The organism is Nostoc sp. FACHB-892 (genome assembly GCF_014698795.1).
GTDB lineage: Bacteria > Cyanobacteriota > Cyanobacteriia > Cyanobacteriales > Nostocaceae > Nostoc.
Map to the genome: position 1 here is coordinate 1 of NZ_JACJTR010000098.1, position 9,681 is coordinate 9,681.

General features: G+C 41.2%; 8 protein-coding genes and 1 pseudogene. 6 read left to right on the plus strand and 3 right to left on the minus strand.

The window, feature by feature from the left end; all coding sequences use genetic code 11:
* The first annotated feature begins 533 nt into the window (after positions 1 to 533).
* From H6G96_RS39135 to H6G96_RS42760, 4 genes and pseudogenes are all read left to right on the plus strand, one after another.
* A complete protein-coding gene (locus tag H6G96_RS39135; protein ID WP_190919858.1) occupies positions 534 to 3,050 on the plus strand; it encodes a molybdopterin-dependent oxidoreductase in 2,517 nt (838 codons plus the stop codon).
* Positions 3,051 to 3,501: 451 nt separating this feature from the next.
* Entirely contained in the window at positions 3,502 to 3,999 is a 498-nt protein-coding gene (locus H6G96_RS39140) for a GNAT family N-acetyltransferase (RefSeq protein ID WP_190919860.1), read from the plus strand.
* Between the two features lie 290 nt (positions 4,000 to 4,289).
* A pseudogene (locus H6G96_RS39145) lies at positions 4,290 to 4,748 on the plus strand (glycerol acyltransferase); the annotation flags it as partial.
* Positions 4,708 to 4,842 (plus strand): hypothetical protein, encoded by a 135-nt coding sequence (locus H6G96_RS42760; protein ID WP_277933104.1) that lies wholly within the window; start codon positions 4,708 to 4,710, stop codon positions 4,840 to 4,842. The pseudogene H6G96_RS39145 and the gene H6G96_RS42760, both read left to right, overlap by 41 nt.
* Before the next feature lie 91 nt (positions 4,843 to 4,933).
* Here the strand turns inward: H6G96_RS42760 and H6G96_RS39150 are convergent, their stop codons facing one another.
* Both H6G96_RS39150 and H6G96_RS39155 read right to left on the minus strand, forming a co-directional pair.
* On the minus strand, positions 4,934 to 5,764 hold the full coding sequence (locus H6G96_RS39150; RefSeq protein WP_190919862.1) for a hypothetical protein: 831 nt from the start codon (positions 5,762 to 5,764) through the stop codon (positions 4,934 to 4,936).
* 69 nt (positions 5,765 to 5,833) lie between these two features.
* Positions 5,834 to 6,043, minus strand: coding sequence for a hypothetical protein (locus H6G96_RS39155; protein WP_190919864.1), 210 nt, complete (start codon positions 6,041 to 6,043; stop codon positions 5,834 to 5,836).
* Positions 6,044 to 6,205: 162 nt separating this feature from the next.
* Between H6G96_RS39155 and H6G96_RS39160 the strand changes: the two genes are divergently transcribed.
* Positions 6,206 to 7,534: a hypothetical protein gene (locus tag H6G96_RS39160; protein ID WP_190919866.1), complete on the plus strand. Its 1,329-nt coding sequence runs from the start codon at positions 6,206 to 6,208 to the stop codon at positions 7,532 to 7,534.
* A 180-nt stretch (positions 7,535 to 7,714) separates the two neighbouring features.
* On the opposite strand, the gene H6G96_RS39165 is transcribed toward H6G96_RS39160, so the two are convergent.
* On the minus strand, positions 7,715 to 8,296 hold the full coding sequence (locus H6G96_RS39165; protein WP_190919868.1) for a TIGR00730 family Rossman fold protein: 582 nt from the start codon (positions 8,294 to 8,296) through the stop codon (positions 7,715 to 7,717).
* A gap of 369 nt (positions 8,297 to 8,665) precedes the next feature.
* Between H6G96_RS39165 and H6G96_RS39170 the strand changes: the two genes are divergently transcribed.
* Complete coding sequence (locus H6G96_RS39170) at positions 8,666 to 9,241, plus strand: dihydrofolate reductase family protein (protein ID WP_190919870.1); 576 nt, start codon at positions 8,666 to 8,668, stop codon at positions 9,239 to 9,241.
* Positions 9,242 to 9,681: the final 440 nt, after the last annotated feature.

The window sequence follows — 9,681 nt, forward strand, 5'->3', positions numbered from 1 at the left end:
TAAAACACTATTGGACATGGTAACAATTGAAAAATATGTTATTTTATATCCAGGAAAAATACACCTGATTTCTAATATTACTGGTGTCGATAAATTGAGAAATCAGTCTTTAGTCTCAAGTGGTTTCGGCTAAATCAGAAAATTTTTGACAAAGAAATTGTAAAACTTTTAACATTAAAAACTTTGGGTATGCCTGAATGAAATGTAACCGTCCAAGGGCGTAGGTTATTTTAAAACAAAGAAAACTCTTTGCGTTGAGGACAATCATTAATATCTGTGCTTGTCAATTTCCAGGCTAAGTTATTAAGTAAAACTTTGCCGTTCTCTGTCAAAAAACACAATGCCCCCCTTGGGCATTTGCTAAGTTGTTTTGTAAGGATTCAGAAAGATTTTTTTCTTAGGCTTGTCTGTAAATTGGTTGTCAAAAGAGGCAAGGTAGTTCAAGTATGTAGCTATCTATTTAGAATGCAGTTAAATTGCACCCCCATTTGTGAAATGCTGTAATAAGCGCAATATGTAAGGAGAGGATCTCCATGACATCAAAAGGCAGGAAGAAGACCTCACGGCGTGGTTTTATCCGAGGGGTGGCTATTAGTACAGCTGCTGTAAGTGCAGCAGAGTTACTAAAAAAAGAAGTGGCAGATGCTGCAAGTTCTGGACAGGATCAGGCAATCCCTCTGCAAAGTACTGAATTTGATTTTATTCAGAAATCGGCTGCCCTAGAGCCAGATAAGATTGTAGATAGTGCTTGTCAATTCTGCAATTCTCTATGCCGATTGAAAGTTCATCTCAAAGACGGACGCATCATAGATGTGTTAGGTGAACCAAATGACCCAGTACAGGCTGGTGGCTTTTGTATCAAGGGGCCAATGATGACCCAGCTAGTCTATAATCGTTTTCGCTTGAAAAGCCCAATGAAGCGGGTTGGTGGAAACAAAGGTGACAGCAATTCTAAATTTGAGCCAATTTCTTGGGATGAAGCACTTTCAATTATAGCTAGCAAGTTTTTGGCACTCAGAGATGCAGGTCAAGGCAGAGCGATCGCGAACAAAACCTCTGGCAGACTCCCACGGGGGACAGGTTCTCTGGTCGGACGCTATTTCAGTATGCTGGGCAGTCCTAATAATACCGATGTTGGGCCTGTATGCAACGATGCAGGTGGCAATGCTTTGGCATGGACATTTGGCTTGGGTAATTTTACAAACGGTTACGGAATCGATGATGCGACTAAAAAAGAAGACTTAGGAAGTGCCAAATTCTTTCTGTTTTTAGGTACGAATCAAGCGGAAACCCATCCTGTAACCTTTGCCTATCTTCTCAGAAGCCGTGTTCAGACCAAAGCAAAATTAGTAGTTATCGACCCGCGCTTGACTCCTACAGGAGCGCAAGCTGATGAGTGGATTGCACCGAAACCACACACTGACTTGGCTTTGGTTTTGGCAATGCTCTATCACATCGTGACTAACAATTTATACGATACTGGCTTTGTAAAACGATGGGTATTAGGTTTTGACGAACTGAAAAATCACCTAAAAAGCTTCAACTACACACCAGAGTGGGCAGCCAAAGTGACGGATGTTCCAGCATCAAAAATTAGATCGATAGCTGAGGCTTATGCCAAAACTAAGCCTGCTGCGATTTTCTGCAACGCTGGTATTTCTCATCAATTGGGGGCTTTTGACACTTACCGTTGTTTGACATTCCTAGCCGCGATTACAGGCAATATTGGTATTCCTGGTGGTGGTTGCAATTTCATGCACAATACCTGGCCAGGGGAATTGAAGTTGCCAGCGATTATTGGTAAAACACCTAATAAAGATATTGCACTACCAGTTGGGCCAGATTATTTTGCAGAATCGATCATTTCAGGTGAACCTTATCAACTTAAAGCGATCGTTACTCAGGGGAATCCTCTGTTGGCTTGTTCAGACACAATTAAAGTACAACAGGCTTACCGCCAATTAGAATTTTATGTATACACTGGGTTGTTTATGGAAGAATCAGCCTACTATGCTGATATTATTTTGCCCGTAACCAGTGGTTTTGAAATGGAAACCGTTTATATGCGGCGGGATGATCGAGCAATCCGTTGGCAAGAACAAGTGGTTACTCCCGTAGGTGAGTCTAAACCAGATTGGCATATTTGGATTGATTTAGCACACGCCACAGCGAAATTAGACAAACGCAATCCGCCTGAATACTGGAGGGACAACTTTCCTGATTCTTGGAAAGACTATCGTCATCTGTGGGCAACTTTTTTAACGAATACTCCAGGAATGGGAGGTATGACCCAACAGAGACTATCTCAAAGAACAGAACCCTTGCGTTGGCCTTGTCCAACAGTAGATCATCCTGGTGTCAGCACACTTTACCTAGATCATGCATCTTGGTATGAAGCCGCATCATCTCTTAACCCTGATAATATTGGTAAGCGATTTCTAACTCCCAGTGGGAAAGTAGAAATTTATACTCCACAATTGCAAAGTCGGCTAGCTGAGGCTGGACACTCTGCTCTACCAAGCTTCTATACCCATCCAGAGGTAACAGGTAAGCATCCAACCATTGAATATACATCTGAGTTGGTAAAAAATCCTGTAAATCCACAGGCTCTAACTCAAAACGTCAAATTCGAAAAAATCTCTTCTGGGGAAGTACACAAGCAGTATCCACTGATGGGAATGACTGGTAGATCGAGTGTAGTTCATTTCCACTCTGTAACTCACTGGACTTATACAGGCAAGCAAATGAATGGTGTTCGCCTAGTACAAATCCATCCAGAGGCAGCAAAAAAAGCAGGCATTAAAAATGGTGATGAAATCATAGTTGAAAGCCCCAGAGGCTCAATCATTGGCACTGCATTGGTTTGGTCAGGAATTCGAGAAGACACTATTTTTGTCCCTAGCTGGTTCGGGCCTGGGCAGAAAATGGCAGAAGAGTTGGGAACTCCCTACTATGAGTCAGTTAATATCTTGATAAATAAACAATATTATGACAATCTTTCAGGACAGGAGGCATTTAAATGTTTTGCCTGCCGAGTCAAAAAAGCATAAGGATTACTTGTTCTAAGTGATAACGTAGCGTAAAGCCAACTCTTAGAGCGAGTATTCGTACTCTTTCAGAGAAGCAAGCTACGCTTTTAGCGTCTCGCAGAGAGCGTCTGCCTACGCCTAGCTATGCCTACGCTTTAAAAATGCAACTTTGACTCAAAGAATTTTTTGTCAGATGCAATAGTGCTATAAGCAAACATGAGTGTTAAAAGCTATTTAATCCAACATCTCTGATCCAATACTGCTCGGGTTTTGGATTTTTAACTCAGAATTTGGTTTTGGGAAAAGGTTAAAGGGTAAAGGTTAAAGGTTTTTTCTTTCCCCTTTCCCCTTCCCCTTTTCCCCAAAACCCGACAAGTATTAATCTCTGATCTACTCTGCTCTGTTATTCTTATAAAATTAAAGAAAATTCTTTGGTTGTGAGGTTTCTCCAACTAACTTATTTCAATCAAGTATGTGTCTCAATGATGTCGTGATTGCTCGTGCCAGCCTCAGCGATGTTGCTGGAATTGTCAAGTTGTTCCAAGCCAATGACCCAGAACATGGTGGTATGTTGTTAGGTCATCTTGAGCCAGAGGCAGTGATGATGACCATATCTAAAATGCCGAGCGTTGTAGCCCGCAAAGATGGGCAAGTTATAGGATTCTTACTCAGTTGGTCAAAGGCAACTGCTAATTTACCAATAATAAAGGTGATGTTACAAGCCTACGCTGGTACAAAAGATGCTTACTTATATGGCCCCATCTGTGTTGATGAAACTATGCGTGGGCAAGGTATTGCTGCGAAAATGTTTGCTAACTTGAAAGATTTTTTACCAGACCGGGAGGGAATACTGTTCATCAAGGCAAACAACAAAGCATCACTTCAGGCACATCAAAAGATGGGTATGTGCAAGATGGTAGAGTTCATCTATGAAGGCACTGAATTTTTGGTATTTGCCTATAATGGCTAACTACTTGATGAGTTTGGGTGATTCGAGCGGCGCGATTGCTTTTAAGAGCGAGGGGCGTAATCCCAAGACCCAGGAAATAATTACAATCCGGGCAACCATTGTGCCTGTATTTTTTACTTGTTGCAGTCTCGGGAAAAAGTAGCACATTTTGCATTACTGATGCGTTGATTTTATCGAAACAAGAGTGCTGTTTCAATACGGTTAGTAAATTCAAAAAAATAATCGCAGTTGCAAGGAATGCCCAAACTGAACTATTTATGGAATTATCAAAACAGGTAAATAAAAATTATATTAGCGCTGACAACTCCTTAAGATCAGAACTATCAGAGAAAATTCAATGGTCTTTAACACAGCGAGATGTTGATTCGATTGAATTACTAATGCCTTTATGATCATGGTTTTACCGTTACTATTTTCAAGTAAAAACTGATGGATGGCATCACATACCAACAGAAGGAAAAGTGTTACTGGTTGGTTCCCATAATGGTGGAATGGCTTCTCCAGATTTAGTAATGATGATGTATGATTGGTTTTCTAGATTTGGAACAGAGCGTTTAGTGTATGGTTTAATGCACCCTTATGCTTGGAAAGTCAGTCCCGATATAGCCCAATTAGCTTAGAGAGTTGGAGCGATTGTTGCACATCCAAAGATGGCTAGTGCAGCTTTTAAAATGGGGGCTAGCATTCTGGTATATCCGGGAGGACAATATGATATGTTTCGGACTCACAGCCAACGCTATAAAATTAATTAGTCCTCGTGTGCGAGATGGTATGCTGGCGGATTCTGCTAGAGTTGTGGAGTGGGAAGTTCACATTGGACGCGATCGTTTTGCTCCCCTGTGAATAAGTAGAAGCAACAACTACTAAATTACTTGGACAAAAACAGATAAACGCTCAGTAGAAAATTCTGATAATTGAGATAACAGCAAAATTTCTAAAGTAAGCGTGCGGCGGCCTCACGTAATCGAGAATTACAATCAGTAACTATTGGACTACCATGAGCTACAGAAATAACCTGCAAATCAGTGATGGCATCAGCTAATGCTTCTAACCACTGACGATAGGCATGGCGATCTGTGAGAAAAAAGCGTCTACCCAAGCCAGTGATCCCGAAAAATCCACTTGACCCAATAAGACTCGCTCCTAGCCACTGAAGTAAGAACTCTCCCGTAGGTAAATGTTGCTGTAAATATTGCTTGTTCAGATTAAAGAGAATGTCAGTAAACACCAGTGCTTTTCCCGTAGCAAGAGGTAGTTCATAAACTAGTTCTTGCTCTTGGATACCATGAGGTATGTGGCAAATAATACCGTAAGCAGGTAAAACTTCTTCTGCAATTCCGTCTACGGCTACCACTTGTTCAACGTAAGATTTTGCTGTTGCGGGGCAAACAACTACTAGTTTGGGATAGCGTTGTTTATATACACCTGCATCAAGCCTGTGGATGCGGTTAGGTACAATCAGGATTTTAGGTGTACCTAAAGATTCAAGTTCTGCCATTCCTTGCTGATTTAAAGCGATGGCACTGTGAATTAGTAAGCTGGAGTCGGCGAATCTATAAACCACCATTTCGCGTGGCACTATAACAGAACTGGGCAAAGTACCAGTTACGTGCCAAAAATTTGGTGCTAGTTCTTCAATTGCACCGTGAGGTAAAACATGAGACTGCCAGTTATCTTCATTAGGAGCGCTTCTATTTTGACGAGGTTTAATTGAGGAGAAGAAAGAATAAAATCGCTCAGAAGCTTGTTCTTTTTCTTGATTCATATTCTCACTGCCTGCAAGATGTAATTCAATTACTCAATCAACATTGTTCAACTAGTAATATAACTGGTGTCAGATGTGGATCAGACAATCTAGTAAGCGGTTAGTTCGCACGAGCGACCCATTGATACACAATTGCACTGAAGAGTCAGACGTAACATCCAGCCTCAACATTTCTACGCCTGATGAAGCTGGATGTTCTTTGCGGCTCGTACCAAAAACACAATAACCTACAGCAGCAAGTTTTTGAGCAATGAACTGCCCCAAACCCAGATGATACACCTATTACTAGCACGACTTTTTGGTTAGTCATCAGTTTTTAGCTTAGAGCCTTTTGCTCGTGATATTCGGAAATATGCTCGTATATCTCTGGTGGAAATTGTAAGTCTTTGTAAACATTACAAGCATCTTTTTCGTCAGGATTAAGACAGATGACTAAAAATTATGTTGAAGCTTAAAATGCGTAAGCGCTTACTACACTCTTTATTCCCAGTTGTCTTACTCGCCGCTTATGTAGGGGTTGGGTCACATCCAGCCCAAGCAAATTGTCCAGGTTTTGGTCGGGAGCCAGAACAAGTGAACCTTGAAGTACAACAACGTGCAAACCAACTCAAAAATGATCCCAATCAATTCTTTGGAAACAAGATGCTGGATGCGATCTCCAACCGTCGCATCACCTTGACTCCAGAATACGATCGCTTAACGGGAACCGAAAAGCAGCAAGTTCTTAGTACTTTACAATTAGATGGTTCAACCTACGAAGTTTACACTTATGATGGCAGGCTAGTTTCGGCGCAGTACGATGGTTGTACCCGTACTTACCTAAAAACTGAACGCGATCGCTATGGTTGGTATCTCAATCGCCCTCCAGTAGCAATGCCACTGCCGATGTTACGCGATGCTTTACGTAATTGGGGGCAACCGACTTGGCGCAAAGTTAATCAGAGTATACATCCAGAAGATGAGCGTAGAGCGCGCTTCAAGTTTTGGGAAACAGTTGGCTATGACAAACACGACCAAGGCTGGTGGATTGGTTGGGTGCCGGAAGGGGGCTACTTTGAAGTTACAGTTCGCAATGCTGATGGTGTTAGCCAACTGAAGCCCTACTTAAAAACTGCGTTCCATCAATATCGCTATATAGTAATAGCGAGTGATGGTACTCCTTTGTACGACACTCAAACAGAATTGGGTAATCCGTGGCTGTCGGTTCTAGGAAAAACCTCTTCTCCTGCGGGATGGAGTGTCAGCCCTTGCCACGAGCAAAATCCCAAGTTGTGCGTCTATGGCAACAAACTTGCCCTTGGAAGCGTCGAACTTCAACGCAAAACGTATACAGACTATCCCATTTTGCTAACCCAATTTGAACAACTTGGAATAGTTCCGGGGCTATTCACCTATAGCAATCCTAACGATAAAGCTAAGGTACTAACTGCATTGAAAGCTGTAATTGCTTCTTACTACCAAACGATTACAAAAGATCGGGCTTCGGCTTATGGCAAAGGCTATAAAGTTCAGGTGCAACAACCAGAAGAAGTTAAGATTGGAGAATTACCAGGGTTAAAGTATGGCTTTAAGAGCATAGATTCTTCAGGGCAAGTGCGCGAAAAGTACGTGAGCTATATGGCATTTAATGGAAATTTATACATTATTACTACAGGCTACGCTCCAGCAGCAAAAACTAATACATTTAAAGACCTTAGCAGTTTGGAGCAGTTTGAACCTCACTTAAAGACGATTGTGGCAAATCTAAAGCTGTCTGAAACCGCTCGTTAATATGCTTGTAAGTTAAGTATCGCATTAATTAAATTAATTAAAAAGCCACTCTATACAATAGAGTGGCTCAATTGCTAATCCAGAATCTTAATTACCACTTGAAATTAAACCTGTTGCGATCACTGTTTTTAAGGTACTGAAAAGTGCAATTGACAGGCTAATATGTTGATAATGAGTAGACTATTGTTGATCCCGGTCAATCCACTTATGTACATTGGGAATTTCAAATTGACTCAACTTGTCAATTAATTCCACAGGAGTTTCTCCTACTAAAACAATACTTCTGTGTTGGGAGCGAATAAACTGCTCTTGTGTTGCGTGGTTAAGGAAAGAAATCAATCTGTTATAAAACCCGTCAATGTTTAACAGTCCACAAGCTTTATGATGAAAACCAAGTTGAGTCCAGGTGACAACTTCACAAAATTCTTCTAATGTTCCTAGCCCACCTGGTAGGGCAATAAAAGCATCAGCCAGCGAAGCCATGAGCGATTTCCGCTCGTGCATTGATCCTACAACTCGAAGGTCGCTTAAACCAGTGTGTGCAATCTCTTTATCAACTAAGGCTTGTGGCATTACACCAATAACTTTTCCACCAGCAGCTAGCACAGAATCAGCTACAGCACCCATTAGTCCAACATTTCCTCCGCCATAAATAAGGGTAATTCCGCGCTCTGCCATCTGGACACCTAGACTTTGTGCTGCTTCAAGATAGCTATTGCGATTACCAAAATTAGAGCCGCAGTAGACACAAATACTTTTCATCAATTCATTCTTTTGAGTCAACTGTCTCAAGCAGTCTAGCAGAAACGGGACATTGATTTTAAATATTAAAACCTAAATCAAACTCAACTTTCCATTCTTAGTGGACTTGTCCCCAGCAGCAGTCTACTTGAGGGGTAGGCAATAGTTCTCAATTGTCTACCTGTGCGGATAAGAATAGGGCATACTTAAGCTGTAAAAACTTGGCAGTTATTTATTAGCAAAACTCAAAGAAGGGATGAGGCAGTGGTGAAAATCAAGTTCGTTTGGCAAAGATGGTTTTCTAATGACCAGCAGAGAGTAAAAATGTAAAGTACAAGTTTATTACTTTGTTTAGTAGGTTGCTAGAAATTTTTTAGAAAGGATGTCAATATGCCAGAAGTAACGTATTTTGTGGCTTGCAGTGTTGACGGATATATTGCTCATATCGACGGTTCACATAACGGCTTTTCCCAAGATGGTAAATATTTTGCCAATTTATCTGCCGACTTTCCTGAAACCTTTCCATCACAGCTTCGTGAGGTAATGGGGATACATGCTGGGAATAAGTGGTTTGATGTTGTTCTCATGGGACGAAAGACCTACGAGCTAGGATTGAAGAATGGCATAACCAATCCTTACTCACACATGAAACAGTATGTCTTTTCACGTACTATGCTCCAAAGCCCAAATGAGAATGTTGAACTTGTTTCGGAAAATGCTGTTGAGTTAGTCAAGAGTCTCAAGAGCGAAACTCTTAAGGGTATTTGGCTGTGTGGTGGGGCGGATTTAGCCACAACGCTTTTTGCTCACAAATTAATTGATCAGTTAATCCTGAAAATCAACCCATTTTTAATGGGTTCAGGCATTCCACTTTTTTCTGGAGTAATAGGGCAAACTGCTTTAGAACTTGCCAACAGCAATATTTATGAAAACGGAGTCGTGTTACTCCATTATAGGGTGAAGTGATTAAGTTATTGAACCTTCATAGTTCTCATTGAGCCGCTAAAACTTCAGTAGCCTCAGCCGTCAATAACCTGTCGCTGCATCAGATAACGCCGATGAACTTTATTTCTAAATTGTTGAGGTGGTGCTATGCGTACTACTTCAAAACCCAACTTCTGTCAAAAAGCGAATCCCGCCTGGTTTGTCTTTTAAAACAGCTAAAAAGACGAATTGTATAGTTTGTAAAATTAAGAGCCATTACCTTTGGCTCTATATTTTGGGGCTAACACAGGGCAAATGCTACAGAATGGTAACGTGTAATACCTTATATGAGCGCCAGATGAGATTTTAATTTGACGAGAATATCTCTAGCTCTTGTCCAGAGAATTGAGCCTCCTTGTTTTGGGTCTACAGTATGCGTTGCATTCGATAGGCGTAAAGCCAATGTTGCACCAAAATCAGGA